Annotated in this window: 16 protein-coding genes, 2 pseudogenes and 1 riboswitch; of the genes and pseudogenes, 6 read left to right on the forward strand and 12 right to left on the reverse strand. The window is 66.3% G+C overall.

Going from position 1 to position 25,600, the window contains the following annotated elements; all coding sequences use genetic code 11:
- Nucleotides 1–52: 52 nt before the first annotated feature.
- From argE to W911_RS02105, 3 genes are all read right to left on the reverse strand, one after another.
- Entirely contained in the window at nt 53–1,216 is a 1,164-nt protein-coding gene (gene argE, locus W911_RS02095) for an acetylornithine deacetylase (RefSeq protein WP_023785858.1), read from the reverse strand.
- A gap of 9 nt (nt 1,217–1,225) precedes the next feature.
- Nucleotides 1,226–1,633, reverse strand: coding sequence for a Co2+/Mg2+ efflux protein ApaG (gene apaG, locus W911_RS02100; RefSeq protein WP_023785859.1), 408 nt, complete (start codon nt 1,631–1,633; stop codon nt 1,226–1,228).
- Nucleotides 1,634–2,188: 555 nt separating this feature from the next.
- Nucleotides 2,189–3,403 carry an O-succinylhomoserine sulfhydrylase gene (locus W911_RS02105; protein WP_023785860.1) on the reverse strand — a complete coding sequence of 405 codons (1,215 nt, stop codon included), beginning with the start codon at nt 3,401–3,403 and terminating at the stop codon, nt 2,189–2,191.
- Between the two features lie 99 nt (nt 3,404–3,502).
- Nucleotides 3,503–3,581, reverse strand: a riboswitch (SAM riboswitch).
- Nucleotides 3,582–3,759: 178 nt separating this feature from the next.
- Here W911_RS02105 and W911_RS02110 point away from each other — a divergent pair.
- Complete coding sequence (locus tag W911_RS02110) at nt 3,760–4,878, forward strand: 2'-deoxycytidine 5'-triphosphate deaminase (protein WP_023785861.1); 1,119 nt, start codon at nt 3,760–3,762, stop codon at nt 4,876–4,878.
- 108 nt (nt 4,879–4,986) lie between these two features.
- Here the strand turns inward: W911_RS02110 and W911_RS02115 are convergent, their stop codons facing one another.
- The gene (locus W911_RS02115; protein ID WP_425277576.1) at nt 4,987–5,415 is read right to left on the reverse strand and encodes an ArsR/SmtB family transcription factor; all 429 of its coding nucleotides are present in this window, start codon (nt 5,413–5,415) and stop codon (nt 4,987–4,989) included.
- A 62-nt stretch (nt 5,416–5,477) separates the two neighbouring features.
- Here W911_RS02115 and W911_RS02120 point away from each other — a divergent pair, with 62 nt between their 5' ends.
- Complete coding sequence (locus W911_RS02120; RefSeq protein WP_023785863.1) at nt 5,478–6,248, forward strand: SDR family oxidoreductase; 771 nt, start codon at nt 5,478–5,480, stop codon at nt 6,246–6,248.
- Between the two features lie 131 nt (nt 6,249–6,379).
- On the opposite strand, the pseudogene dapE reads toward W911_RS02120, so the two are convergent.
- The 3 genes and pseudogenes from dapE to W911_RS02135 form a co-directional block, all read right to left on the reverse strand.
- Nucleotides 6,380–7,551 (reverse strand): annotated as a pseudogene (gene dapE / locus W911_RS02125) (succinyl-diaminopimelate desuccinylase).
- A 149-nt stretch (nt 7,552–7,700) separates the two neighbouring features.
- Nucleotides 7,701–8,543, reverse strand: a complete 843-nt coding sequence (gene dapD / locus W911_RS02130; protein ID WP_023785864.1) for a 2,3,4,5-tetrahydropyridine-2,6-dicarboxylate N-succinyltransferase — start codon at nt 8,541–8,543, stop codon at nt 7,701–7,703.
- A 339-nt stretch (nt 8,544–8,882) separates the two neighbouring features.
- Nucleotides 8,883–9,539 carry a TlpA family protein disulfide reductase gene (locus W911_RS02135; RefSeq protein WP_023785865.1) on the reverse strand — a complete coding sequence of 219 codons (657 nt, stop codon included), beginning with the start codon at nt 9,537–9,539 and terminating at the stop codon, nt 8,883–8,885.
- A gap of 52 nt (nt 9,540–9,591) precedes the next feature.
- Here W911_RS02135 and argH point away from each other — a divergent pair, with 52 nt between their 5' ends.
- The 4 genes from argH (at nt 9,592) to W911_RS02155 (ending at nt 15,356) form a co-directional block, all read left to right on the forward strand.
- The gene (argH, locus tag W911_RS02140; RefSeq protein ID WP_023785866.1) at nt 9,592–11,001 is read left to right on the forward strand and encodes an argininosuccinate lyase; all 1,410 of its coding nucleotides are present in this window, start codon (nt 9,592–9,594) and stop codon (nt 10,999–11,001) included.
- 55 nt (nt 11,002–11,056) lie between these two features.
- Nucleotides 11,057–11,251: a lipoprotein gene (locus tag W911_RS02145; RefSeq protein ID WP_144083484.1), complete on the forward strand. Its 195-nt coding sequence runs from the start codon at nt 11,057–11,059 to the stop codon at nt 11,249–11,251.
- A gap of 54 nt (nt 11,252–11,305) precedes the next feature.
- Nucleotides 11,306–12,580, forward strand: a complete 1,275-nt coding sequence (lysA, locus tag W911_RS02150; RefSeq protein WP_023785868.1) for a diaminopimelate decarboxylase — start codon at nt 11,306–11,308, stop codon at nt 12,578–12,580.
- Nucleotides 12,581–12,656: 76 nt separating this feature from the next.
- The gene (locus W911_RS02155; RefSeq protein ID WP_023785869.1) at nt 12,657–15,356 is read left to right on the forward strand and encodes a TIGR02302 family protein; all 2,700 of its coding nucleotides are present in this window, start codon (nt 12,657–12,659) and stop codon (nt 15,354–15,356) included.
- A gap of 39 nt (nt 15,357–15,395) precedes the next feature.
- Here the strand turns inward: W911_RS02155 and W911_RS02160 are convergent, their stop codons facing one another.
- The 5 genes and pseudogenes from W911_RS02160 to W911_RS02175 form a co-directional block, all read right to left on the reverse strand.
- A complete protein-coding gene (locus tag W911_RS02160) occupies nt 15,396–16,352 on the reverse strand; it encodes a hypothetical protein (RefSeq protein WP_023785870.1) in 957 nt (318 codons plus the stop codon).
- 60 nt (nt 16,353–16,412) lie between these two features.
- On the reverse strand, nt 16,413–17,540 hold the full coding sequence (locus W911_RS02165; RefSeq protein ID WP_023785871.1) for an extracellular catalytic domain type 2 short-chain-length polyhydroxyalkanoate depolymerase: 1,128 nt from the start codon (nt 17,538–17,540) through the stop codon (nt 16,413–16,415).
- Nucleotides 17,541–17,680: 140 nt separating this feature from the next.
- Nucleotides 17,681–18,199 carry a hypothetical protein gene (locus tag W911_RS18940; RefSeq protein WP_341872114.1) on the reverse strand — a complete coding sequence of 173 codons (519 nt, stop codon included), beginning with the start codon at nt 18,197–18,199 and terminating at the stop codon, nt 17,681–17,683.
- Nucleotides 18,090–19,943: pseudogene (gene pbpC, locus W911_RS02170) on the reverse strand (penicillin-binding protein 1C); the annotation flags it as partial. The gene W911_RS18940 and the pseudogene pbpC, both read right to left, overlap by 110 nt.
- A complete protein-coding gene (locus W911_RS02175) occupies nt 19,897–25,272 on the reverse strand; it encodes an alpha-2-macroglobulin family protein (protein WP_023785872.1) in 5,376 nt (1,791 codons plus the stop codon). The gene W911_RS02175 and the pseudogene pbpC, both read right to left, overlap by 47 nt.
- Between the last annotated feature and the right edge of the window lie 328 nt (nt 25,273–25,600).

Genomic DNA, 25,600 nt, shown 5'->3' on the forward strand with positions numbered 1-25,600 from the left:
CGCGGGGGCGCGGTCGCGCCCCGAGCCCCTGCGGGGCTGGGTGGAGAAGATGTCAGCCTTCGGCCCAGTCGGCGAGGCGGCCGAGGAAGGCGAGGCAGCGCTCGATCTCTGAGATCGCGATCCATTCGTCGGCGGTGTGGGCTTGGGCGATGTCGCCCGGTCCGCAGACCACGGCCGGGACGTCCGCCATTTGAAAGAGACCCGCTTCGGTCGCGTACGAGACGGCGTACGTTTCGTTCTGCTGGGCGAGCTTGAGGGCGAGCGCGACCGCTTCCGATAAGGGACCCGCCGCGAAGGGCGGCACGCTGTTGACGCGGCGGATCGAAATACCCGCTTCCGGCGCGACACGCTGCATGTCGGCGAGGAAACGCGTTTCGGCGAACGCGTTCAGGCGCCGCTCGATGGCCTCGACGTCGAGGCCCGCAAGGGTGCGGACCTCGAAGCCGAAGTGGCATGCGGCGGGTACGATGTTGGACGCCGTGCCACCTGAGATCTCGGTGACTTGCAGCGTTGCGTAAGGCGGCAGGAAGCGGTCGTCGCGCGTTGCGGTCTTGAGATCCGTTTCGATGCGGTTCAACTCGGCGATGAGCTCGGCGGCAATCGCGATGGCGTTGACCCCGATGGGCGCCATGCTCGAATGTGCCGCACGGCCCGCAACGTCGACGCGCCAGCGCATCGGCCCCTTGTGCGCATCGACGACGGTCATGTTCGTCGGCTCGCCGACGAAGACGAGGCGCGGTTTCGCAAGGCGGTTGCCAAGCTCGGCAATCATCGGACGTACGCCTGTGCAGCCGGTTTCCTCGTCGTAAGAGAACAGGATGTGGATCGGCACCTTGAGTGCGCGGCGCTTGAACTCGGGCACGAGCGCGAGCACGCAGGCGAGATAGCCCTTCATGTCGGTGGTGCCGCGACCGTACAGGCGGCCCGCCTCCTCGCGGACGAGGTAGGGATCGCTCGTCCAATCGGACGGCACGGTGGGCACGACGTCGGTGTGGCCGGAGAGGCCGATGCCCGGCACGTCTTCCGGCCCGATGGTTGCGAACAGCGAGGCTTTCTCACCGTCCTCGGTGGGGACGAGATGCGAGGCGACGCCGTGGTCGGCGAGGTAGGCTTCGACGAAACTCACGAGATCGCGGTTCGACTTGTGGCTTGTGGTGTCGAACGCCACGAGATGCGTGAGCAGCGCGATGGCGGAAGACGTCGTGTCGGGTGTCATGGGGTGGAGTCAGTTCACGCTGCGCGAGGCGTAAGGGCTGTCGAGCGAAAACGCGGGAATCGCGACGTCGAACAACCGGCCCGTCTCGTCGATCATCTGATAACTGCCGACCATGATACCCGATGGCGTGCCGAGCGGACAGCCCGAGGAATATGTAAACGACTGGCCCGGTGGGATGACGGGCGTCTGCCCGACGACGCCGGGCCCGCGCACTTCGTCCGTTTTTCCGGTGTCGTCGGTGATGCGCCAGATGCGGCTTTTGAGCTGGACGGTGTGTGCGCTCTCGTTGGCGATCTCGATCGTGTAAATCCAGAAGAAGTAGCTTTCTTCTTCTGTCGACTGATCTTCCGAGAATTCGGGCGTGACGCGGATGCGGACGCCTTCGGTTACCTGCTCGTATGGGGTCTCGTCGGTCACTAGGGTCTGTACTCAATATTCGATGGGCATTGACGCGAGGACTTTCGTGCGGCTGGCAGGAGCGAAAGCGCAGCAAACCTCCATGGTTTGCAAGCTTTCACGACGCACCGGAGGCGCGAAAGGACCGCGCCCCTGCGGGGTGAGCCAAGGCAAGCCAATTGCGGCGTCAAACCGCTTGCCCGATGCATAGGCATCGCGCTGCGCGCTTTTCCTGGCCCTTGGCCTGTCTTGGCTCATCAATGCCCCATCGAATATTGAGTACAGACCCTAGGCCGCTTCCGTTCTGGTTTGGCGGAGCATTACGGGTCCGGGCGCAGGCGTCAACGCCTGTCGGCGCGCTCTGGCCATTTTTCGCCGTCAGGCGCTGGCTAAACTGCGGACATGGCCGATTTGTGCCGCGTTCGACCCGATGGAATCGGATCGGACGCTCTAGATCTTTGATGAGAGCGATGATTCACGCTTCGGACTTTCTCCGCGCTGCCGATTCACGCCGCGCCGGATAAGCGGCGCGCCGATCGGAGCGGCTAAGGTCCGAAGCGATCATGGTCTAGGCGATCAGGCGCGAGCGGCTTTCAGCGCGGCGTCGAGGTCGGCGCCGATGTCGTCGCCGTTTTCGAGGCCGATGGAGAGGCGCAGGATGCCGTCTGAGATGCCAAGCTCCGCGCGGGCCTCGGGTCCGATGCGGAAATGCGTCGTCGTGGCAGGGTGCGTGATGAGGCTTTTCGCGTCGCCCAGGTTGTTCGAGATGCGCACGAGACGCAGCGCGTTCTGGAAGCGGAAGGCTGCCTCCTTGCCGCCTTCGATTTCGAAGGCGATCATCTGGCCGCCGCCCGACATCTGCTTCCTGGCGATGTCGGCTTGGGGATGATCGTCGCGGCCGCAATAGATGACACGGTTGACGCCCGGCGCGGCGGCGAGACGATCGGCGACGACGGCGGCGCTCGCGGATTGCTGACGGATGCGGATCGGCAGCGTCTCCAGGCTTTTCAGCATGACCCACGCATTGAAGGGAGAGAGCGACGGGCCCGTCTGGCGGAAGAAGTCCTGCAGGTGGTCGTTGAGGAATTTGTTCGAGCCGAGCACCGCGCCGCCCAAGCATCGGCCCTGGCCGTCGATGTGTTTCGTGGCCGAGTAGACGACGACGTCCGCGCCGAGCGCGAGCGGACGCTGTAGCATCGGCGTTGCGAACACGTTGTCGACTACGGTCGTGATGCCGTGCTTTTTTGCGATGGCCGTGACGCCCGCGATATCCACCAGGTCGAGCGTGGGATTGGCTGGCGTTTCGAAGAAGAAGCCCTTCGTGTTGGGCTTGATGGCGGCTTCCCACTGCGCGAGGTCGCGGCCGTCGATCAGCGTCATGGCGATGCCGAAGCGCGGACAGAGCGTTTCGACGATGTAGCGGCAGGAGCCGAACATCGCGCGGGCGGCGACGATATGATCGCCGGCCGAGAGGAACGAGAGGAGGCCGGCCGTCACGGCGGCCATGCCGGTTGCGGTCGCGCGGCACATCTCGGCGCCTTCGAGGAGACGCAGGCGTTCCTCGAACATGGAGACGGTGGGATTGGCGAAGCGGGTATACTGGAAGCCGGGGTCTTCGTTCTTGAAGCGGGCTTCGGCCTGCTCGGCGGAGGTGTAGACGAAGCCTTGGGTGAGGAAGAGGGCTTCCGACGTTTCGCCGAACTCGGAGCGGAGCGTGCCGCCGTGCACGAGCTGCGTTTCGGGGCTCCAACTCGCGGGATCTGCGGGGGCCGACATCGGTGTCTTGGTCATGGAGATGTCCTCGCGCGCTCGGTGCGGGCGCGTGCCCGAACCCACAAAAAACCCGGCCGTCCTCCCCGCTGCCATGAGCCAGGGCGGACCTGTTGCCGGGTCGCGCGCCGAGGGCCCTTTTTAGCGACTTGTTTTACGTGGCTGCAAGCCGGCCGGCCAAATCACCACGATCAGAGCGCTGATACCGCGGGATTAGCCTCTCGGGGCTCTTGGCGTCAAGGGGCGCTTCGTCTAGAGCGTCTGATCCGAATGCGATCAGACGCTCTCGATCTTCGATGGGACCTATGATTCACGCTTCGGACGGGTAGGGTCCGAAGCGATCATGGTCCAGAGCCTCATGACCAGGAGCCAACTCGATGTCTAAAGAGAGCAAATTTGCGGCGGCGGACGGCATCCTGCCGGCGCAGGCTATCCGAGCGCTGGCGGAGGCCGGGGGGATCACACCTTCTGAGCCGTTCGGGCAGGGCCAGGTGCAGCCCGCGAGCGTGGATCTGCGGCTCGGGGCGCGGGCGCATCGCGTGCGTGCGAGCTTTCTGCCCGGGCCGGGCGGTGCGGTGGCCGAGAAGCTCGACGATCTCACGCTGCACACGTTCGATCTCGAAGATGGCGCGGTGCTGGAGACGGGCTGCGTCTACGTGGTGCCGCTGCTGGAATGGCTCGCGCTGCCGTCGGGCATCGCCGCTTCGGCCAATCCGAAAAGTTCGACGGGGCGGCTCGACGTGTTCACGCGCGTGATTGCGGATGGCGTCACTGCGTTCGACCAAGTGCCCGCAGGGTACCGCGGGCCGCTCTACGCCGAAATCTGTCCGCAGACGTTTCCCATCGTCGTGCGCAAGGGCTCGAAGCTTTCTCAGCTCCGCTTCCGCAGCGGCGATCCGCGGGAGACGGACGATGCGCTTCGCCGGTTGCAGGCCGAGCAGACGCTCGTCTCGGGCGGGGACGCGGACATTCAGGACGGGATCGCGCTTTCGGTCGATCTCAAAGGCTTCGAAAAGGGTGGCGACGGCACGGGCCTCGTCGGCTATCGCGCGAAGCGGCACACGGGCGTGGTGGATGTCGATCAGCCGGGCGCCTGCGCGATTGCGGACTATTGGGAGCCGGTGTTCGCGGACAGCAAGCGGCGGCTGATCCTCGATCCGGATCAGTTCTATATTCTGGCGTCGAAAGAGGCCGTGCACATTCCGCCGACGCATGCAGCCGAGATGATGCCGTTCAACCCGCTGGTGGGCGAATTCCGCGTGCATTATGCGGGGTTCATGGACCCTGGTTTCGGCCATTCCGCAGCAGGCGGGTCAGGCTCGCGTGTGGTTCTCGAAGTGCGGTCGCACAAGGTGCCGTTCATTCTCGAAGACGGGCAGATCGTCGGCCGCCTCGTCTACGAGCGCATGACGGAGCTTCCGGACCAGCTCTATGGCAGCGACCTCGGCAGCCACTACCAGGCACAGGGCCTGAAGCTGAGTAAGCATTTCAAGTAGGCGGAACGCCCCCTCTGTCATCCTGGAAAGGTGGAGGCGAAGCCGGAGCCTTATCCGGAAGGCACGCCTCCGGCGTGACCGCCTCGCTTGGCCGGGATGACATTTGCTTTAAGCGTCCGGGCAAGGGAGCGGTTTCGCGGCCTTGAGGATAGCCGAGACGACGCCGGGGAATTTGGCTTCGATCTCGGCGCAGCGGACCGTGTTCACGACCTCGGTGCCGCGCCGCTCGGAGCGGATCAGGCCCGCTTCCCGCAAAATCTGAAAGTGATGCGACTGGGTGGACTTCGCGAGATGAGCGGGGGCCGCCGTGGAACAGTTGAGCGGGCAGTCGCCCGTGGCCAGCCGGCGCACGATTTCGAGGCGCACGGGGTCGGCAAGCGCGTAGAGCACGCTTTCAAGGCGCAGGTCATCGGTGGAAGGATGGAGAAATGGCCGCTGCATGCCATCAGATATGGCAGGGGTGTTGCCATAATTCAATAGTTCGATAATCTTGAACTTCCGAAATCCCGCACCTATCTGGGGTTCAGCCCGCTCCAAGCCGGTTCGGCGCTCCCGTTTTGGCAGGCATCAGGAACACGCAGGATTATGGAGAACTCCTCATGGCACGTCCCCTTGAAGGCAAAGTTGCGCTGGTTACCGGCGCAAGCCGCGGCATTGGCCGGGCAATTGCGGAGCGCCTGGCCGCGGACGGTGCGCTCGTCGCCGTCCACTACGGCAGCAACCGCGGCGCGGCCGACGAAACCGTCGGGTCTATCGAGGCGGCGGGTGGAAAGGCGTTCGCGGTCGGCGCGAACCTCGCTGCCTCCGATGGCGTGACGACGCTTTACGCGGCGCTCGATAAAGAGCTTCAGGCTCGCAACGGCTCGACCGCCTTGGACATCCTCGTCAACAATGCGGGTATCGCGCCGTTCGTCAGCTTCGAGGATACGACCGAGGAAGTGCTGGACGAGATCTATGCCGTCAACGTGCGCTCCGTGTTCTTCATCTCGCAGCAGGGGGCCAAGCGGCTCCGGGACGGCGGGCGCATCGTCAACATCTCGAGCGGCGTCGTGCGCACGCCGTTCGTGGACGTGGCGGCCTATTCGGCGCTCAAGGCGCCGCTCGACAATCTCACCAAGACGCTGGCCGTGCTCCTGGGTCCGCGCGGGATCACCGTCAACGCCGTCTCGCCGGGCGCCATCGAGACCGACATGGGCGCGTTTCTCAAGGATCCTGCGGTGGCCGAGGGCATCAAGAGCAAGCAGGCGCTGAAGCGGATCGGCCAGGCGGAGGACATCGCCGACGTTGTCGGGTTCCTGGCCGGTCTCGAGTCGCGCTGGGTGACCGGGCAGGTCATCGAGGCCTCGGGCGGCTCGGCGCTGACGTTCTGAGCGATCAAGCTAAGAAATCAAAGAGCCCGGTTTTCGTCCGGGTGACGGAATGTGCGCGGCCGCCTACGCCCCTGTCCCCTGTGGCGGCTGCTGCTTCTCCCCCCGTTCCGTCACCCGTGCGAAGGCCGGGTTTACGTTGCCGAGAAATAGCCTTCGATGAAGCGGCGGTAGATGGCCGTGAGCTGCGTCAGCTCCGAGACCGGCACGTGCTCGTCGACGGCGTGGATCGTTTTGTTGACGGGGCCGAACTCGACCACCGGACAGAGATCCTTGATGAAGCGCGCGTCGGAGGTGCCGCCGCCCGTGGTGAGGGCTGGCGTGCGGCCCGTTTCCGCGCGAATTGCGGCGACGAGTTGCTCGACGAGGGGCCGTCGGGGCTCGTGAGAAATACGTCGCCGGTTCCGGAAACGTCGATGTCGTAACGCGCATCGATCGTTGCGGCGGCGGCGGCAACCTGTTCCCGCAACCACGTTTCGATGGTCTCGCGGTTCCAGGTGTCGTTGTAGCGCACGTTCAGAATGGCGCGTGCTTCGGCAGGAATGACGTTCGATGCGCTGTTGGGCGCGGAGATCACCGTCGTTTGCAGGTTCGACGGCTGGAAGTGGGCCGTGCCGCGGTCGATCTCCACCGACGAGAGACGGTCGATGATGCGCGCGAGCTTCGGGATCGGGTTCTCGGCCTTTTGCGGATAGGCGGAGTGACCCTGACGGCCGTGCACGACGACGTCCGCGTTGATCGAGCCGCGCCGGCCGATCTTGATTTCGTCGCCGAGGGCTTCGGGGTTCGAGGGTTCGCCGACGAGGCAGGCGCTGATCTGCTCGTCGCGGTCGCGCAACCATTCGAGCAGCTTCATCGTGCCGTTGATGGATGGCCCTTCCTCGTCGCCGGTGATGAGGAACGAGATCGAGCCGTGAAACTGGCTGCCCTCGCTCGCGAGATAGTCGAGGGCTGCGGCGACGAAGCAGGCAACGCCGCCCTTCATGTCCACCGCGCCGCGTCCGTAAAGAAGCCCATCGCGGATTTCGCCGGAGAATGGAGGGACGGTCCACGCGTCCACGCGACCGGGGGGCACCACATCGGTGTGGCCCGCGAAGCAGAGATGCGGCCCGGCATTGCCGATGCGCGCATAGAGATTTTCGACGTCGGGTGTGCCGGGCGTCGTGAAGGTGAGGCGGTGGCAGGTGAAGCCCGCGGGCTGCAGCACGTTTTCGAGCAGCGTCAGCGCGCCGCCTTCATCCGGCGTCACGCTTTCGCAGCGGACGAGCGCTTGGGTGAGGGCGATGGGATCTTGCTGCGGGATCATGATGCGGTTTCGCTGGTGGCTGACGTGGCGCCGAACGTACGGGTCATCCGAGGGCAAGGGAAGCACGCATTGGTGAAATGCTCAGATACGCAAAGAGGCCCCCGAACGGAGGCCTCTTTTTCAGTTCGAGATGTGGGCCCACGACTGGATCAGTCGCGCAGCAGCTCGTTGATCGAGGTCTTGGAGCGGGTCTTCTCGTCTACGCGCTTGACGATGACGGCGCAGTAGAGGTTCGGGCCCGGCGTGCCGTCGGGGAGCGGCTTACCGGGCATCGTGCCGGACACGACGACCGAGTAGGGCGGCACCTTGCCGAAGAATTTCTCGCCGGTGGCGCGGTCGATGATGGTGGTGGATTGACCGAGATAGACGCCCATCGAGAGCACTGAGCCTTCGCCGACGTGTACGCCTTCGGCGACTTCCGCGCGGGCGCCGATGAAGCAGTTGTCCTCGATGATGACGGGGCCGGCTTGAAGCGGCTCCAGCACGCCGCCGATGCCCGCGCCGCCCGAGATGTGGCAGTTCTTGCCGATCTGCGCGCACGAGCCGACGGTGGCCCAAGTGTCGACCATGGTGCCGCTGTCGACGTAGGCACCGAGGTTGACGAACGAGGGGAGCAGCACGACGCCGGGGGCGATGTAGGCCGAGTGACGCACGTAGGCGCCCGGCAGCACGCGGAAGCCGCCCTGCTTGAAGGTTTCTTCCGTCCAGCCTTCGAACTTGGGCGGTACCTTGTCCCAATAGACGGAGCCTGCCGGGCCGCCCGAGATGGTGCCCATGTCGTTCAGGCGGAAGGACAGAAGAACCGCTTTCTTGAGCCACTGGTTGACGACCCATTCGCCGTCTTTCTTCTCGGCCACGCGCGCCTTGCCGGAATCGAGCAGGTCGAGCGCCTTGACGACGGCGTCGCGGACGTCGCCCGTGGTGGCGGAGGTGACGCTGTCGCGGGCGTCCCAGGCGGTTTCGATCGTGCTCTGAAGGTCGACCATGCTCATGCGTTTCCTCGTGATCTGCGTATTTGAGGGTTCTTGGAGGTTTGCGGCCGGGCCGTCAATGCTTGGGGAATTTTGTTTCGTACGCAAGTTGCGAGAAGCTTCGGATAAGAGGCCGGGTGTCGGTGGATGGCCGCGGCAGCCCATGCGGAGCATGGCTTCGCCATGACCCGCGGGTCGCGTTGCTCCCGGGCGCTCGCGCGCCAGTTTTTTCGCGATAGGAGCTTTTCCTGGGTCCCGGCTCGGCGCTTGGCTGTCGTGCTGAAAGCATGCCTCCGGCATGGCCCGAAGGCACGCCTCCGGCGTGACCGCCTCGCTTGGCCGGGATGACAGAGGAGGAGGCTAGTTCAGCTCGGCCTGGATGAGCGCCTTGGCTTCGGGGGCGTCCCACTCGTAGGGGCCGGGCAGGCGGCCGATCTCTCGGCCTTCGGCGTCGATCAGGATCGTGGTCGGCATGCCGACGGCGCGGAGCGCCGAGCCGGAGCGGGTCGTCGTGTCGGAATAGAGCTTCAGGGACGTGACGCCGATCTCGTCCAAGAACTTCTGCGCGGTTTCGGGCCCGGCGCGGTCTACGGCGAGGGCGACCACCTCGAAGGTGTCGGAGCCGAATTCCTGCTGAAGGCGGTCGAGCGAGGGCATTTCCTCGCGGCAGGGTGCGCACCAGGTGGCCCAGAGGTTCAGGAGAATGGTCTTGCCCTTGAAGTCGGCAAGTGTCATCGGCTTGCCATCTCCGTCGGTGAAACGGACCTCGCCCAGGGGTTCGGGCGTGGCTTTGAAGACGAACGCCGGCATATCGGGGACCGTTTTCCGCGATGCAGTGGCCTCTCCCGTGGCCGCCGATTGGCCAGAAACGGCCATGGCGCCGTTGTCAGCGTTGTTGTCAGGGCGGCCAAGCGTGCCGTATACCGCCGCAAAGCCGACAAGAGCCGCGACGGCGGCCAGGGCGATCACGGTGGCGTAGCTTTTCTTCGGCGCGCCGGCCGAGGTGCCGTTTTTCATGGTTTCGTCTTTGCTTCCGGTTACTTAGGGTCTCGCGGAGGGCCCACTCCTCATGACAGAGAAGAACGCCAACAAGATGTGGGGCGGCCGTTTCGCCGCTTCTCCCGCCGACGTCATGCAGGAGATAAATGTCTCGATCTCCTTCGACAAGGTCTTGGCGCCCCACGATATCCGGGGCTCAAAGGCGCATGCCGCGATGTTGAGCGAGGCGGGGATCATCACGAAGAGCGATGCGCGCGAGATCCTGAAGGGGCTCGATCAGATCGCAGCAGAGATCGAAAGCGGCAAATTCGTCTTTTCGGAGGAGCTGGAAGACGTTCACATGAACGTCGAGAGCCGCCTCAAGGAATTGATCGGCGCGCCTGCCGGGCGGCTGCATACGGCGCGGTCGCGCAACGACCAGGTGGCGACGGATTTCCGGCTCTACGTCCGGGATGCGGCCGACGGGATCATTCAGAGCATCGTCGGCCTGCAAAAGGCTCTTGTCGCCAAGGCGGAGACGCACGCGGCCGTGGTCATGCCCGGCTTTACGCATTTTCAGCCGGGCCAGCCAGTGACCTTCGGCCACCATTTGCTCGCTTATGTCGAAATGCTGGGGCGGGATCGCGGGCGGTTCCAGGATGCGCGGCGGCGCCTCAACGAATGCCCGCTCGGATCGGCCGCGCTTGCCGGGACGTCGTTCCCCATCGACCGGGCGAAAACGGCTGAGGTTCTGGGTTTCGACCGGCCGATGGCGAATTCGCTCGATGGCGTTTCGGACCGCGATTTCGCGCTCGAAATCCTGGCGGCGGCGTCCATTGCGGCCGTTCATCTGTCGCGGCTGGCGGAAGAAATCGTGATCTGGATGACGCCGCAGTTCGGTTTCATCAAGCTTTCGGATCGGTTCACGACCGGTTCGTCGATCATGCCGCAGAAGCGCAATCCGGACGCGGCCGAGCTGGTGCGCGCCAAGATCGGGCGCATCGCGGGCGCGTTCCAGGGCCTGCTGATGGTGATTAAGGGGCTGCCGCTCGCCTATTCCAAGGATCTGCAGGAAGACAAGGAAGCGACGTTCGACGCACTCGATTCGCTACGGATCGGTCTTGCGGCCATGACCGGCATGGTGGCGGACCTGGAGCCGGTGGAAGAGGCCATGCGGGCCGCCGCCGGCCGGGGCTACTCGACAGCGACGGACCTCGCGGACTGGCTGGTACGCGAACTCAAGATGCCGTTCCGGGATGCCCACCACGTGACGGGGACCATCGTCAAGGCGGCCGAGGACAGGGGGCTGGACCTCGAAGACGTGCCGCTCGACGTGATGCAGGCGGTGGAGCCTAAGATCACGAAGGATGTTTTCTCGGTTCTTTCGGTCGAGAATTCCGTAAAATCCCGTAAGAGCTATGGGGGAACTGCGCCACAGAGCGTCGCGAAAATGGCCCGAGCTTGGGCGCGGCGCCTGGAAAAGGACGCGAGCGGGCGCTAAGGTTGCCGCTGGTCCCACGAAGGTGCCTTCGGTGGGCAAACGGGGTTTGATCGCGATGCAGGGTCGTTTCTGCGCATTTCTGGCCGTTGCGGCCCTGGCGTTCGCGCTGGGCGGATGCGGCGTGAGAGGATCGCTCGAAACGCCGCGTGCGAACGACAACACGGCGGAAGCTCAGTCCGGCCAGGGCAAGCCCGAAGGGGCGGCTCCGAAGGGCCACAAGGGTTTCGTGCTCGACGGGCTGTTGCGCTAAGCGGTCTCTCGTTATACCTGCGGTCGCTTCACACTCCGGACCGCGACCCGTCTCATGCATCACTTCAGCTATAAGGGCGGCGTGCTTCACGCCGAGGACGTCTCTCTCGTGCGCATCGCCGCCGATGTGGGAACGCCGTTCTATTGCTATTCCTCGGCCACGCTGACACGGCACTACAAGGTGCTCGCGGAAGCTTTTTCCGGGCAGGACGCGACGATCTGCTTCGCGGTCAAGGCCAACTCGAACCAGGCCGTACTGGCGACCATGGCGCGGCTCGGCGCGGGTATGGACGTGGTGTCCGAGGGCGAGCTTCGGCGCGCGCGGGCCGCGGGTACGCCGGCCGAAAAGATCATCTTCGCAGGCGTGGGCAAGACGCGCGACGAGATGGCGTATGCGCTGCGGGAAGGCATCCAGAGCTTCAACGTGGAGAGCGAGCCGGAACTGGAGGCGCTGTCCGAAGTCGCCGCTGGGCTTGGCGTGACGGCGCGGGTCGCGATCCGCGTCAACCCGGATGTGGACGCCAAGACGCACGCCAAGATCTCGACCGGCAAGAGCGAGAACAAGTTCGGCATTCCGTACCTGAAGGCGGTGGAGCTTTATGCGGATGCGCGGAGGCTGCCTGCGCTCGCGGTCGAGGGAATCCATATGCATATCGGTAGCCAGATCACCGATCTGGCTCCGTTCCGCGATGCGTTCCGGCTGATGCGCGATCTCACGCTCGAACTCCGGCGTGAGGGGCACGAGATCCGCCACCTCGATATCGGCGGCGGGCTGGGCGTGCCCTATCGCGGCTCCAACGAGGTGCCGCCGCATCCGGACGAGTATGCCGCGCTCGTCAAAGCGGCCCTCGGCGATCTCGGTGCGAAGATCTATCTGGAGCCGGGCCGGATGATTGCGGGCAACGCGGGCATCCTGGTGACGCGCGTCGTGTACGTGAAGCAGGGTGCGGGCAAGCGGTTCACGATCGTGGACGGGGCGATGAACGATCTCATCCGCCCGACGCTGTACGAGGCGTATCACGAGGTGTGGCCGGTTACGGAAGCGCTCTCGGAGGAGCCGCCGGTGCTGCAGGACATCGTGGGGCCGGTGTGCGAAACGGGCGACTATCTCGCGCTGGAGCGGAAGCTCGCGCCGTTCGAAGCTGACGATCTCGTTGCGGTGATGACCGCGGGCGCCTATGGCGCGGTGATGTCCTCGACCTACAACACACGGCCGCTGGTGCCGGAAGTTCTCGTAAATGGAGCGGCTTACGAGGTCGTGCGCGCGCGGCCGACGTATGACGAGCTGATCGGTCTCGACCGGCTGCCGGAATGGCTGGCCGAGGACTGAGGTGGACCTTCGGACCCGTATGAACGTTAGCGCTTTGTAATGCCGCACCCTTAGGGGTCATGTTAGGTTTCCGAGCATGGAGAAGGCTCCGAGTTCTCGCACGACAGACCGCGCGTTCGAGCGGAAGATCTGGCGCGCCCGCCTGGCCGACGTGTTCGAGCAGGCGTGGGTGAAGCTCTGGCTCGTGCTCGCCGTCGTGGCGGTGTTTCTCATCGTCTCGTATGCGGGCATCTGGCCGCGTTTGCCTACGTTGCTCCACGTGGTGCTGCTCGGCGCATTCGGCGTGGCGATGCTCGCGGCGCTGGCGTCGGTGGCGCGGATCACGTGGCCCTCTCGCGACGATGCCATCCGGCGCATCGAGCGCGCTTCGGGCGTGCCGCATCGGCCGGCGACGTCGTACGAAGATACCGTCAGCGCGCCCAGCTCCGATCCGACGACGGCGGCCATCTGGCAGGCGCACAAGACGCGCATGGCGGCGCTGATCGCGAAGCTCCGGCCCGGCAAACCGCAGCCGCGCACGGATCGGTTCGATCCGTTCGCTTTGCGTGCGGCGCTGGTGCTGGCGGTCGTTGGGCTCACGGGCCTGCTTGGCGGGCGTGCCGTCGAGCGCGTGCATCAGGCGTTTGAGTTCGGGTCCGAGGTGGCGGTTTCGCAGGCACGGCTCGACGCGTGGCTCGCGCCGCCGGCCTATACGGGACGACCGCCGGTGATGCTGGCGGATGGCGCGGGCGGGGGCGCGCGTCCTGCGCAAGAGCAATCCGGAGACGCGGCGCGCGCGTCGTTCGAGGTTCCGATCCGCAGTCATCTCATTGTGCGTGTCGGCGGCATGGCGGGCACGCCGCTGTCGCTCGCGTTCGAGCCGGACGCGGATGGTGCGGCGGGCGGCGAGGTCGAGCGCATTGCAGCCGAGCAGGACGGCGACGCGGCGGAGCTTCAGGAGATCCGTCACGAGATGATGCGGTCCGGCACCGTGCGTGCGCTCGCCGGAAACACCGAGCTTGCCCGGTGGCACATCGTGCTGACCCCCGACAACCCGCCGCTGATCTCGCTGTCGCGTCCGCCGGAGCTGACGCCGCGCGGTTCGCTCAAGCTCACGTATCACGTGGAGGATGACTACGGCGTGGCGTCCGCGGAAGCCAAGCTCAAGCGGTTGCCGGATCCGAAGCCCGACCCGGCGAAAGCGTGGGCGCGGCCGGAGCTGCCCAAAGGGCCGCGCCAGCCGCTGATGCGTCCGCCGAAGCTCGAACTCAGATTGCCCAAGGCGAACGCGTCGTCGGGCGGGCAGCACACCTATTTCGAGATGGCGTCTCACCCGTGGGCCGGGCGTAAGGTGATCATGACGCTCGAAGCGACGGACGTGGCCGGGCAGGTCGGCCGGAGCCCGGGCTTCGAGATGATCCTGCCGGAGCGGCAGTTCACGCAGCCGCTCGCGCGGGCGGTCGTGGAGCAGCGCAAGAAGCTGATGGACGACAGCCGCTATCGGCCGTCCGTGCTGGTGGCACTCGACGCGCTGACGATGGAGCCCGAGGGGTTCATCGACGATTCGAAAATTTATCTCGGGCTGCGTACGGCCTATCATCGCCTCAAGAACAGCCGCTCGCGGGCGACGCTCAAGAGCGTCGTCGATCAGCTTTGGCAGATTGCGCTCCGGATCGAGGACGGTACGCTTTCGGATGCGGAGCGCCGCCTCAAGGACGCGCAGGACAAGCTCGCGAAGGCGCTTGAAGGCGACGCGTCCGACGAAGAGATCCGGCAGGCGATGCAGGAGCTGCGCGAGGCGCTGCAGGATTTCATGCAGCAGCTTGCGCAGCAGAACGAAGGCCAGCCGCAGATGGATGGCCAGAACCAGGATCAGCAGACGCTCGGGCAGCAGGATCTCGAACGGATGCTGCGCGACCTCGAAGATATGGCGCAAAGCGGCTCACGCGAGCAGGCGCAGCAGTTGCTCTCCGAGATGCAGGATCTGATGGAGCGGCTGCAGGCCGGTCAGATGGATCAAGCCCAGGCCGAGCGTAACCGCGAAATGATGCAGATGATGGACGAGCTGGGCACCATGGTCGGTGACCAGCAGTCGCTGATGGACGACACGTTCGGCGAACGGCGTGGCGACGAGGGCCAGCAGGACAACGGGCGTGGGCAGCCGCCGCCCGGCATGAAGGGGTTCAGCAACGAAGGCCGTCCGCAGGAAGGCCAAGGCGCGCCGCCGGGCATGTCGGATCAGCAGGGGCAGCAGGGCCGTGGTCAGCGCGGGCCGCAGGAAGGCGGACAGCAGCAGCGCGGCCAGGGTCAGAGCCGGCCGGGGCAAGGCCAGCAGCAGGGCAGCCTCGCCGATCGGCAGCGGCAGCTTCGCGAGCGGTTGAATGAATTGCAGCAGCAGATGCGCGAGAAGGGCGTCGGTTCGAGCCAGCAGCTCGACGACGCGGAGAGCGCGATGGGCGCTGCCGAGGACGCGCTGGAGCAGGGCGATCTCGCGGAGGCGACGGAGCAGCAGGGCCGCGCGCTCGATCAGATGCGCCAGGGTGCGCAGCAGATGGCGCAAGAGATGATGCAGAACTCGCCGCAGCGGTATGGGCAGGGTGGCGACACGCCGCGCGATCCGCTGGGCCGGCCGCAGCGCACGCAGGGGCCGGATCTCGGCACATCCGTCAAGGTGCCGGACCAGATCGACGTGCAGCGTGCGCGCGAGATCCTGGAAGAGCTGCGCCGCCGGCTCGGCGAAGCGACGCGGGCGCCGGTGGAATTGGATTACCTGGAGCGCCTGTTGAAGCGGTTCTGATCCGCGTCTTTCGAAAGTGCGCTCGCTGATATTCCGATGCTACGGAGCGATGGCGGCAGGAGCGGAGCGGATGCCGATGCCGGCGATGCCCTGGTGGCTGACGAGGTTGGTCGAGGCGTAGCCGCCCGGCGGTTCTTCGCCCGACATCCATTCGCTGAACTGGTTCCAGAGATCGAAGATCAGGAGCGTGCCGTCGCGCTCGGTGAGCGGCATGCGGTAGGGCGCGAGCGTGAACTTGTATTCGAAGAGGTACGAGACGCGCGCGGCACGGATCTCGATGCCGATCAGCGTCTGCGTGACCGGGCCCGCGACCTGGTATTCGTAGGTGCGCGTGTCGCGGCCCGCGACGTGCACTTCCGCGTGCGGCAGCGAAACGCCGGCGCCGAGGCCGACGTAAGGATGCAGCCGGAAGCCGAGGCTCGGCAACCTGAGGAGGCCGGTGAAGGTCAGCATGTTGTGGCCGTGACTGGCTTCGACGCGCTCGAAGATGTCGCGCAGGACGGCGCGTTCGGGGGCGGGGGCGCCGTTGAGCGTGCCTGTCAGCTCGACTTCCTCGGACAAGCGGCCGATGGTCTTCGAGTGGATGAAGTCGAGCATCGCGCCCGTGCGGCCGCTCTCGAACCAGCGCACGATGCGCGCGCCGTAGTAGATCGGGTTTTTGAAGGGCCGACCTTCCCACTGCACGCCCTTCGCGGTGAAGTCGTGCACGCCAGATTGGGTGACGCGGACATCGCTCGGGTAGGTGTAGGGCACGCCGGTATAGCCCGCGAACATCATCTCGCCGCCGTGCGGGGCGATGGCGGACGGTGGCGTGGGCGCGCTCGACGCGGCGCTAGTGCCTGAGCTGTCGGACATCTGGGCCATCGTGACGGATGCGGCGAGAGCTGCGAGGGCGGCCGTAGCGAACAGGGTTTCGAGGCGGGCGCGGGTTTTCGATGGGCTCGTGGGCGCGCGGCGTGTCGCGTGCGCCCAGCCGAAGCTTCTCGCGATGTGCATGGTGTCCCTACTCCCGCCCCTGTCGTTCTCGAAATCAGGTAGCGGATCGGAGGAGCCCGCTCAACCGCGTTCGTGCTCCGAGGCTGCCGATAGGGCCGCGCCTGCGGTGCCGCGACCGCGCGGCTGGGCCAGGTGCTGGATCATCCGGAAGACGATCGTGATTTGAGCCGCGTCCTGGGTCAGGTAGTCGCGACCCGTGAAGCCCCACCAGTCCCAGCAGCCTTGCGGGTTCATGGGTGACGAGGACGCTTGCGGGAAGAGCACGACGAGAGCGTTGGCATCCGCCCAGTTCGCGTATCCCGTTTCGCGTATGAACGCGTCTCCCGATGCGGCGATGTTCTGCGCGCAACCATGGAAGGCGATGTGGATGCGGCAAGTCGTCGATGCGGCGCAATCGGCGGGGACGTAGGCGACGCCTTCGTCCTCCATGTCGTGGCCGGCGATGCCGCGGAAGAATGGGCGCTGGTCGAACGTGACGAAGGTGCCGCCCGGGGTTTCGGTGCGCGGTTTGAGGGGCCCGTAGATGTGTGTCAGGACCGCTTCGGCCTGATCGTAGTCGCAATCGACGATGTAGGGCTTGCCGGTCACTTCGCAGGACAAGCCTTCGCTCGCGGTGACGAAGGCGTGGCCAGCCGGAATGTCGGAGACGAAGGCGAGACGATCGTCGGAGAAGCCGAGGAGTTTGTAGTAGTCGAAGGCGGCTTTGACGATGGACGGTACGACCGTGCGGTCATTAGAGCCGGAGAAGAGGTAGACGCGGTCGTCGAGCAGGTTTTCGATGGGATCTATGCGCCCGGCTTCTGCGAGGCTCCGCGTTTTTCGTGCGAGGCGGTCGACATCGGGTACGCCCCAGGGCGCGAGTGTGTTCAACATGCAGCCGTTGATGGCTTTCGGCATGTTGAGGAAGGCGACGCCGGGGCCCATCATCATGTCGGAGAAGACGCTCTGCGCGCAGCCGTAGGGGCCGCCCGCGATGATCGCCGCGCCGATGACGACCTTCGAGTGGGCGATTTGAAACTGGCCCGCCATGTAGGCGCCGGACGAGATGCCGGAGACGGACGTGGCTTCGATGTCTGCGCCGAGCGCGGGCAGTCCGGGGCGCTTTTCTTCCGTGCAGCCTGCGGCGAAGCCAAGAGCCGCTGCGGCGAGGCAAACGGCAGTGCGGCGGACAATGGCGGGAACGATCATAGTGCTGGCCCGTCATCCCGGCTTGGTGCGATCAAAAGGGAGCTTACCTTAGCGCGCCAGATGGTGGAGCGCCACGGTTGCGGGGGACTTTAGCCTGCGCGTCACGACACCTCTGTGACGCGAGCGTATTCGTGTTTTCGTCAGCGGAGCCTGACGGTTACGCGGTCGGCCCGGCCCCGGGCGTCGATCACGGTGAGGCGGGCGAAGCCGCGCCCATCCGGCTGCCAAGCGGCTTCGCGGCGGAAGGGATCGGTGGACACGGGGTTGCCGTCCACCAGCCACGTGAGCGGGAGCGCGCCGCCTTCGGCCTTGAGCACGAGCGGTTCGGCCTCGCGCTCGGCGACATCCAGCTCCGAACGGTCGGGCGGGAAGGAGATCAGAACGGGCGGTTCGAGGAAGGGGCCTTCGGCAACCACAGCGCCATCGCCCGTGTCGCGGAAGCGTTTGAGCGGAGGGGGCAGGGCGGCGTTGCCGTCCTTGATGGCGCCAGCGGGAGCGGAGACAAAACGGCGTGCGGCGATCCGAGATGCGGGTGAAGGTGTCGTAGAGGATCGGAGCGGCCGCGAGGCGGCCCATGAGGCCGGGGGTGGCCGCGGCGTCCGGGCGGCCGACCCACACGGCCACCACGTGGCGGCCGTCGTATCCGACAGCCCAGGCATCGCGATAGCCGTAGGACGTGCCCGTCTTGTAGGCGATGGCGCCGCCCTTCGTGTTTGGCGGGGGTGGTGCGTCTTTCAGGATGTCGGTCACGTACCACGATGCGACGGGCGTGAGCAGGCGATTGCGTGCGGCGTCGGTGGCCGTGGTTTCGGTGGCGGCCTCGGTTTTGTCGCCTTTGCGCCAGACGAGGGGGATCGGATCGCCGCCGCGCGCCAGTGCGGTGTACAGCGTTGCGAGATCCTTGAGCGTGACGCCGACGCCGCCAAGCGCGACGGCAAGCGAGGGCTCGGTGTTGCGCGGGAAGACGGGGGTAATTCCGGTGCGGCGAAAGCGTCCGACGAGGCGGCCGGGACCGATAGCGGCGAGCGCTTTGACGGCCGGGACGTTGAGCGAATTGCCGAGCGCTTCGCGGATCGAGACCGTGCCGTGGAAGTCCTCGTCGAAGTTCTCCGGGCGATACGTTCCGAAGCGGGTCGGGCGATCCTCGATAAGCGTTTCCGGGTGGGCGAGACCGTTCTCGAAGGCGAGGCCGTAGATGAAAGGCTTGAGCGCAGAGCCCGGCGAGCGGATGGCGCCCGTCATGTCGATGGCGCCCTGGCGATCCTTGTCGAGATAGCCGGCGGAGCCGACGTGGGCGAGCACCTCGCCCGTCGCATGATCGACAACGAGCACGGCGGCCGAAAGGCGGGGCCCGAGAAGTCGCGTCTGCTGGGCCGTGAGCTGTTCCACCGCGGTTTGCAGCTCGCGGTCGAGCGTCATGCGGTGAATGTGCGTTGCGGGGCGCGCGGTGACTTCGGTTTCCGAAAGGTGCGGCGCAAGCTGCATGAAGCGCAGACGCGCGGTGGGGACGCGTTCGCTCTTGGCGCGCTCGGCTTCGGCTTTCGGAATGACGCCCGCTTCGACGGCGTGATCGAGAACGTGATCGCGGGCGCGGCGGGCCGTTTCCGCGTGACGGTCCGGGCGTCGCGCTTCGGGCGACTGCGGGAGTGCCACGAGGAGGGCGGCTTCTCCGACGGAGAGATGGCGTGGCTCCTTGCCGAAGTAGGCGAGAGACGCTGCGCGTACGCCCTCGATGTTGCCGCCGAAGGGCGCGAGGCGGAGATAGAGCCTCAGGATCTCGTCTTTCGAGAGATGCGCTTCGAGCTGAAGCGCGCGCGCCATCTGGTGCAGCTTGCCGGACGCCGTGCGCAGGTGGCGGCCTTCGAGCAAACGGGCGACCTGCATGGTGAGCGTGGAACCGCCGGAGATGATCGCGCCGTGGCGAACGAGAAGGTACGTCGCGCGCATCATCGCGAGCGGGTCGACGCCCGCGTGGTCGTAGAAGCGCTTGTCTTCGAAGGCCATCAGGATGGCGAGGTAGCGGGGATCGACCTCGTCGACTTCCAGCGGGAGACGCCAGCGGCCTTCCTTCGTCGTGAAGGCGCGCAGGAGGCGGTTTTCGCGGTCGAGCACGGTTACGGAAGTTTTTTCCGCGGCCGCGAGCGGGAGAGGTCCGAGGTTCTTCGTGGCGATGAGAAGTGCAATGCCGACGGCGGCGACCGGCAAGGCCACCGCCGCGAGCAGGAGTGCAGCGATCCGCAGAGGACGCGGGGGGAGCCTTGTCCATGTCCATCGCGGGGCGCGATCGGAGCGTTCGGACAAGGGTGCCTCTGCGGTTCGCCGTTTCGGAAGACGCATGACGTCCATTTCGTTTCTTCTAGTCCTTGTTCGTGACAGTGAGCGTGCCGGAGGCCGAGCGCGCATGCCGTTCCGGGCGATACATGTCTTCGACGGTGGCGGCCGGGTGGACGAAGGTGCCGGGCGTCACCGCGCGGACAACGTAGGCCACCGTGGCGGATGCCGCTACCTTGTCCAGGGTCGCATCGGTATCGATGCCGTGCGTGGTGTCGCCGCGCCCGCCGTCGTCGGCATCGTCTTCGCCGCCGCCGTTGTCCTCGTCATCCAGATCATCGCCGCCCGCCGCGGGCGTATCGGCGTTCTGGGTGCGGCGCGCGGTGTTCCAGAGGTTGAAGGCGGCGACGAAGCGGTCGTCCCGGAACTCCGTGTGCTCGGGGCGAAGGGTGGTCTTGAGCCAGGAAAGGCTCTTGATGTCGCCCGAGTCCACGAGGCGGGGGTTTTCGATCTCAAGCCCGGCGGGCAGCCGGTCCACGAGCAGGATGCGGCCGGCCGCTTCGTCGCTCTCGACCTTGAGCACGGCGACGAGACGCTGGTTCTGCGCAAGCTCGCCCGTGCTTCCCGATGCGCTTTCGAGGTCCACCGGCTCGCCTGCAAGCGTGTAGTAGCTGCGGGTGACGCTGAAGCCTTTCGAGACGGCGGGTTCGGGCGAGAGGGCTGCGCCGATCACCGTCACGACGGCGTCGATCGAGGCGTCGCCATCGTTGCTGACGGTGATGCCGTTTTCGAGATCGTGAGCCGAGTAGGCGCGCTGGATCGCACCGTTAACGGGCGTGCCGTCGATGGAGAGTTGCGCCTTCTTCGCGTCCTCGCCGAGGGCGTGGGCGGCTAGCAGCATCCAGGCCTGCTCCTGCGTGGAGGTGTAGGAGCGGGCGGTGTAGGCGCGGCTTACGACGTTGACGAGGCGCGGCGTGTCATTGCGGACGACGCGGCTTTCGGTGGCGAGGGTGAGAAGGGCCGCGCCGTCGCGGATCTCGGAGCCGTAGTCGGTGCGTGCGGCGTCGAGTTTGTCCGCTGCGTCGAAGGCGTCGAGTGCGGCCGTGAAAGCCCGTTCCGAGCGTTCCTTGTCGCCGACCATGGCGAGGGCTGCGCCGAGCTGGGCTTTCGCGAGCGGTGTGGTGAAGCTTTCGAGGCGTGTGTCGACCTCGTAGCGCAGTTCGCCCATGGGTGCGCGGCCGTTGCGGGCCAGCACATAGAGGGCGTAGGCGCGTTCTTCTCCGCCGCCGGTTACGCGGTCGCTGTTGAGGGCGAAGTTCTGAAGCCGGTCGAGAGCCTGGCGGAAGGGCAGGTCGCGGACGACGTATCCTTGCTCGCGGGCCCGCGTCAGGAAGTCGGTGACGTAGCTCGTGAGCCAGAGGTCGCCGTTGGCGGGGCTCCAGCCGCCGAACGCGCCGGACGCATCCTGCATGTCGAAAACGCGGGTGATGGCCTGCTCGACGCGCGTCTTGATGTCGTGATCCGCGCCGAAGCCGATGTCTTTCGCGACGGCGTTGACGTAGAGAAGGGGAAGCGCGCGCGAGACGGTCTGCTCTGCACATCCGTACGGATAGCGGTCGAGCGAGGTGAGAAGGCCCGGCACGTCCATGTGGGCGGCGGGGCCGACCGACACGTTCACGCGGGTGCGGTTCGCGATCATGCCTGCGAGGAGATCCTTCGAGAGCGTGAGCTTGCCGCCTTTGGCCGCAAGGGTCGCGACTGTCGAGCGCTTGATGTCGCCGGCGGGCGGCTTGACGTCGAACTGCAGGCGGCGCGAGACGGCGATGTCGTTCGGGCCGGTGACGTTGACGTCGTAGACGAAGGTGCCGACATCGTGCGGCTTCAGCTTCACCTGGGCCGATTTGCGCTCGCCCTTGGAGAGATCGAGCACCTTTTCGGCGAAGGGCGCGTCGTCGATCAAGCCGGATACGCTGGCCTTGTACGGCCCGGCGGGTCCGTCCACGTTGTGGAGCGAGAGGTCGACGGTGGCTTCGTCGCCGAGGGTCAGGAAGCGCGGCACGGAGACGGTCAGCGCAACGGCGTCGCGGACGACGATGTCACGGGTGGCGTGGCCGAGCTTCGTGTTTGTCCAGGCGACGGCCATCAGGCGCACGGTGCCATTGAAGGGCGGGAGCGCGAAGTCCACGCTGGCCGTTCCATCTTGCGCGACCGTGACGATGCCGGAGTAGAGCGAGACGGTTTCCTCCACCGGCGGACTGGCTTGCAGGCCGCTGCCGCCCATGCCGTCGCCGCCCGAGCGCAGCGTGCCGCGTTCGGCGCGCATGCCGTCGATGAGGCGGCCGTAGAAGTCGCGCAGTTCGAGCGCGAGCTTGTGCTGGGCGTAGAAGTGGCGTTCCGGCGCGGGGGCCTGGAAGCGCGTGAGGTTGAGGATACCGACATCGACGGCGGCCACCGTGACGCGGGCTTCCTCGCCGGGCGTGAGACCCGCGATCTTGACGGGGACTTTCAGGCCCTCCGTGCTCTTGATCTGGTCGGCTGTTTCGAGCGCGACGTTGAGCGTGCGGGGGGCCTGGTCGATGCCGATCCAGCGGACGCCGATGGCGCGGCCGGGCATGCGCTTGGCCCCTTCGTCCATCGGCCGGTAGAGCATGGCCGTGGCGTAGGCGCCTGCGCCCCAGTTCTCGCCGACGGGAATGGCGACTTCGCCGCCGCCCGCCGCGATCTCGATTTCCTGCGCGGAGAGCAGGCCCTGTCCGAGCACGGTTACGAGCGCCTTGCCGCCGTGGCGGGAGGCGATGCGGAGTTTGGCGGTGTCGCCGGCTTTGTAGGTTTCCTTGTCGAGCGCGACTTCGAGGACTTCAGGGCTGTCGGCGGAATCGCCGCCCGTGTACCAGCCTGCGTTAAAGACGAGGGTGGAGAGAGCCGCGCCGCCGGATCCGGATGCGCTCACTTCGAGGCGATAGCGCCCGAAGCCGACCTCTGCGGCGATGGCGGCAGGCGTGGCGGCGGTCGTATCGACCGTGCCGGCTGCAACCTTCTTGGTGATGGTTTGGCTCTCGTAGGCCCAAGATCCGTCGCGGCTGTACCATTGCCATGAGGTGTCGAGGCGAAGCAGTTGCCAGTCGAGCTTGGCGTTGGCCGGTTTGTCGTCGCCGTCGAGCAGGATCGCTTCGAAGCGGGCCTTTTCGCCTTCGGGCAGGCCGGTGGCGGGGAAGAGCTGCTTGATGCCGACGCGGGGTTCACCGAGCGCGACAGGCAGCGTGATCGAACGTTCGATGGTGCGGCCGCCGGTTTCGCGCAGGCGGACGATGACGTTCGCTTCCAACGGACGCGCGGTCTTGGTGACGGCGGGCAGCATCACGGGAAGCGCGGCAGTGCCGTCGTCTGACGTGTTCGGCAAGCCTTCGAGCGGCTGGCGCACGGGGCTCACCTGCTCGTCGGCCTGGCCGAAGCGGTAGCCCGCGAAGCCATCGAGATCCTTCGTGGAGGGACGTACGAGGATGTCGCCTTCGACGACGAGGTTCGCAGCCGGCGGCCCGTAGAGGTAGCGGCCGGTCAGGTCGACGGTTTTGACGGCTCCCGGTGCGAGGCGGCCTGCGCCGTCGGCAAGCGTCAGATCGAGACGCTCCGGCACGTAGTCTTCGACGAGGAACGTGACTTGCGTGAGTGCGTCCGCCTTCGGATCGGCGTGCAGGCGCGCGCGCCAGGTGCCCGTCATGGCGCCACCCGCGAGTGCGATGGTGTGGGCGCGGGCGCCGAGGCCGCCCTGGTCGGCGAGCGGATAGCGGCCGTGCTCAACGCCGTCGGGCCGCGTGACAATGAGGGTGACGGGCAGCGTTACGGCGTTGCCGATGTTGTCGCGGACGAGGCCGGTGACGTTGACCTCTTCGCCGGGGCGGTAGACGCCGCGCTCCGTGTAGAGGAAGGCGTCGATCGGGCCGGATGCGTCGCGGCCTTTCACGCCGCGGTCGGAAAGATCGAATGCGTTGGTGGTGAGATCGAGGAAGGCGTATTCGCCCGCGCCGTTCTGGGCGACGAGGATCGCGGGTGCGTTGCCGCCTTCGCCGCGCGACTGGCCGGGCTCGAAGCGCGCGTAGCCGGTCTTATCGGTTTTGGCGGTGGCGAGGATTTCGTTGTTGCGTGCGACGAGGCGGACTTCGGCGTCTGCGACGGGGTCTGCGTTCGCGAGCGAGCGGACGAAGGCGTGCACGCCGTCATCGCCGGACAGTGCCGTAAGGCCGAGGTCCGAGACGATGAACCACTGCGTCGCCTGCTCGTTCCAGCTTTCGGTGGCGGCTTCCGACGGGCGCGCGATCATCGCGTAGGCGCCGGGCTGAAGCTCGCCGATCGCTTCGCCCACGGGGAAGGCGACGGTGACCTCGGCGTTGAGCTTGCTCGCGACGTCGAGCGTGCCGGTGTAGACGCGGGCGCCGGTGCGGTTCTTCAGTTCGTCGAACTCGTAGCCGCGGAGCTGGCGGTCGAAGTTTCCGGCGGTGAGGGCGGTCGCAAGGCTGCGGTCGCCGATGCGATAGACTTCGATCTCGACTTTGTTGGTGTTGATCGCGACGAGCGGAATGCCCTGCTGGCCGCGGCTCGGCAGCACGTAGGAGCGGCCGGTGAAGTGCACCATCGGCTTGCGGTCGGGCACGTAGACGGCGAGCGTGACGGGCTTGGCGAGCGGCTCGTCGACGTCGGAGGGGAGCCCGGCGCGGAGCGCGATCTCGTAGCGCTCGCCGTGACGGACGCCTTCGACGCAGAGCTGGCTGCCTTCGGCGGCGACCGCCTCAGGATCGCGGCCGTTCACGGACACGAACTTTGCGAAATCCTGTTCGCCGCGCGCCAGGTTTTCCGAGAAGCGGATGCAGACGCGGGGCTGGGCAGCGTCCGAGTCGGTCGAGTAGTCGGCCATGCGGAAGCCCTGCTCGGCGCGGAGCTTTTCATAAGTTTCGCGCACGCCGGTTGCTTCGACGAGCGACAGGCTGGCGCGAAGGGCATCGATAGCGGGGCGCCAGTAGGAGCGCCGCTGCATGGCTTCGCCAAGGACGGCGAGCGTGCGCGCTTTGAGGGCGGGATCTTTCGCAAGCTGGTAGGCGCGATAGGCGGAACCCGATGCGTTGACGGGGAGATCGTAGCGCTCGGCACCGCTGTTCGGGTCGGGTGTAATGGCGAGAAGCGCGCGGGCGAGACCGAGCCAGTTCTCCGCACTCTTGTCGTCGGCGGTGACGGCTGCCGCATAATGACGGGATGCAGCGCGCGGGTCTTCGCCAAGCGCTTTATCGCCCGCAAGACGGAGGTCGGCTGCGGGACGCGCGCCGGGCTTCCAGTTCTCTTTCAGGTACGTTTCGTAGCGCTCGGCATCCTGGGCGACGCCGCGATGCGCGAAGGGGCGTTCGTCTGCGATGGCGGCTGTGAGGCCGGAGATAACGAACAGCGAGAAAAGGAGGGCTTTGAGACAGCGCATTGCCTACCACCTTGGGGTTGAACGGCTGATTTCCAGTGTTCGGACAGTACTCCGGGGCCAACGGACACGTGAGCCCATCAGAGCTGAACGATCAAACGTTGGCGGTAACCGGAATTTGCCGGGAAATGCCGCTCGTTGCGGGTGCTTTATGCCGGGGCGGCGAGACGTGGGGAGGTGCGCGATCGTGGGCGGGCGCGTCCAACGCAAAAGGCCACCCGGCGGAAATTGACGGGCGGCCCTTTTTGCCGACGTGCTTGAGGCACCAAACCCCCTCAGGATGGCCTCACGACGCGAGGGCTTTTGTTCGGCTGGCAGAAGCGAGGTCGCA

Origin of the sequence: Hyphomicrobium nitrativorans NL23 (assembly GCF_000503895.1) — a bacterium.
In the GTDB taxonomy this organism is placed as follows: Bacteria; Pseudomonadota; Alphaproteobacteria; order Rhizobiales; family Hyphomicrobiaceae; genus Hyphomicrobium_C; species Hyphomicrobium_C nitrativorans.

Excerpts from the sequence above, each read along its gene's own strand:
- argE (WP_023785858.1), bottom strand. The coding sequence starts at position 1,216 with ATGACACCCGACACGACGTCTTCCGCCATCGCGCTGCTCACGCATCTC.
- W911_RS02105 (WP_023785860.1), bottom strand. The coding sequence starts at position 3,403 with ATGACCAAGACACCGATGTCGGCCCCCGCAGATCCCGCGAGTTGGAGC.
- W911_RS02110 (WP_023785861.1), top strand. The coding sequence starts at position 3,760 with ATGTCTAAAGAGAGCAAATTTGCGGCGGCGGACGGCATCCTGCCGGCG.
- W911_RS02120 (WP_023785863.1), top strand. The coding sequence starts at position 5,478 with ATGGCACGTCCCCTTGAAGGCAAAGTTGCGCTGGTTACCGGCGCAAGC.
- dapD (WP_023785864.1), bottom strand. The coding sequence starts at position 8,543 with ATGAGCATGGTCGACCTTCAGAGCACGATCGAAACCGCCTGGGACGCC.
- W911_RS02135 (WP_023785865.1), bottom strand. The coding sequence starts at position 9,539 with ATGAAAAACGGCACCTCGGCCGGCGCGCCGAAGAAAAGCTACGCCACC.
- argH (WP_023785866.1), top strand. The coding sequence starts at position 9,592 with ATGACAGAGAAGAACGCCAACAAGATGTGGGGCGGCCGTTTCGCCGCT.
- W911_RS02145 (WP_144083484.1), top strand. The coding sequence starts at position 11,057 with ATGCAGGGTCGTTTCTGCGCATTTCTGGCCGTTGCGGCCCTGGCGTTC.
- lysA (WP_023785868.1), top strand. The coding sequence starts at position 11,306 with ATGCATCACTTCAGCTATAAGGGCGGCGTGCTTCACGCCGAGGACGTC.
- W911_RS02155 (WP_023785869.1), top strand. The coding sequence starts at position 12,657 with ATGGAGAAGGCTCCGAGTTCTCGCACGACAGACCGCGCGTTCGAGCGG.
- W911_RS02160 (WP_023785870.1), bottom strand. The coding sequence starts at position 16,352 with ATGCACATCGCGAGAAGCTTCGGCTGGGCGCACGCGACACGCCGCGCG.
- W911_RS02165 (WP_023785871.1), bottom strand. The coding sequence starts at position 17,540 with ATGATCGTTCCCGCCATTGTCCGCCGCACTGCCGTTTGCCTCGCCGCA.
- W911_RS18940 (WP_341872114.1), bottom strand. The coding sequence starts at position 18,199 with ATGCCTGGGCTGTCGGATACGACGGCCGCCACGTGGTGGCCGTGTGGG.
- W911_RS02175 (WP_023785872.1), bottom strand. The coding sequence starts at position 25,272 with ATGCGCTGTCTCAAAGCCCTCCTTTTCTCGCTGTTCGTTATCTCCGGC.